At 53.4% G+C, this 468-nt stretch carries 4 tRNA genes and 1 rRNA gene; all 5 read right to left on the reverse strand.

The features are described 5' to 3' along the window. Position 1: 1 nt before the first annotated feature. Positions 2-77: transfer RNA gene (locus SB660_RS18995), tRNA-Val, on the reverse strand. Positions 78-109: 32 nt separating this feature from the next. Then, positions 110-184: transfer RNA gene (locus SB660_RS19000), tRNA-Glu, on the reverse strand. An 18-nt stretch (positions 185-202) separates the two neighbouring features. Further along, a tRNA-Ser gene (locus SB660_RS19005) sits at positions 203-293 on the reverse strand. A gap of 4 nt (positions 294-297) precedes the next feature. Further along, positions 298-372, reverse strand: a tRNA-Asn gene (locus SB660_RS19010). Between the two features lie 9 nt (positions 373-381). Beyond that, positions 382-468: ribosomal RNA gene (gene rrf / locus SB660_RS19015) — 5S ribosomal RNA — on the reverse strand; the annotation flags it as partial.

Here is a 468-nt window from a genome sequence, read left to right on the forward strand (position 1 = left end):
ATGGTGGAGGATGACGGGCTCGAACCGCCGACCCTCTGCTTGTAAGGCAGATGCTCTCCCAGCTGAGCTAATCCTCCGAATAAAAAATACTGGTGTATATTCTATAAAATGGTGACCCGTACGGGATTCGAACCCGTGTTACCGCCGTGAAAGGGCGGTGTCTTAACCGCTTGACCAACGGGCCCTTTATTATGTAAATTTGTGGCGGAGAGCAAGGGATTCGAACCCTTGAGACGGGGTTACCGCCTACACGATTTCCAATCGTGCTCCTTCGGCCACTCGGACAGCTCTCCAAATTGGCTCCGCAGGTAGGATTCGAACCTACGACCGATCGGTTAACAGCCGATAGCTCTACCACTGAGCTACTGCGGAATGAAGAAAGCCTGGCGATGTCCTACTCTCACAGGGGGAGACCCCCAACTACCATCGGCGCTGAAGAGCTTAACTTCCGTGTTCGGTATGGGAACG

The organism is Bacillus sp. SIMBA_005, assembly GCF_046535585.1.
In the GTDB taxonomy this organism is placed as follows: Bacteria; Bacillota; Bacilli; order Bacillales; family Bacillaceae; genus Bacillus; species Bacillus pumilus.